Source organism: Arthrobacter sp. 10T425 (genome assembly GCF_056393985.1).
In genome coordinates this window covers 1-426 of the sequence record NZ_JBFTGZ010000093.1, presented here as the reverse complement: position 1 = coordinate 426, position 426 = coordinate 1, and the positions used below count along the sequence as shown (strand labels likewise).

Genomic DNA, 426 nt, shown 5'->3' with positions numbered 1-426 from the left:
GCCTACAACGTGACGATGATGCACGTGGCCAGCAACGACTTCGCCAAGGCGCTGTATCTCAATGGCGGTGCCGGCTGGATCAGTGCGGCGAAGATGAAGACGCTGTTCACGGCGGCGATGAATGCCTGCGACACGCTGGATGGCGTGGCCGACGGCGTCGTGAGCAACCCCAACGGCGCGGCCTGCACCGCACTCACCAGCAAGTTCGTCCTGACCGATGTCAGCAACCCGCTGCGCTGCGCCGGCGGCACCGACACCGGGGACACCTGCCTCTCCGACGCGCAGATCGCCACGGTGGCGCACCTGAACTCGCGCTTCAACCTCGGCTTCACGCTGCCTGGCGGCATCAGCAGTTACGGCAAGTGGCCGATCCTGGACGGCACGACGTTCACCGAGCAAGGCTTCGGCAGCAAGCCGGCCTATAGC

At 65.7% G+C, this 426-nt stretch carries 1 protein-coding gene; it reads left to right on the top strand.

Annotated elements, in window-relative coordinates; translation table 11 throughout:
- Positions 1-24 precede the first annotated feature (24 nt).
- Positions 25-426, top strand: a 402-nt coding sequence (locus AC1DDH_RS20670; protein WP_476956244.1) for a tannase/feruloyl esterase family alpha/beta hydrolase, incomplete at its 3' end; no start/stop codon positions are given.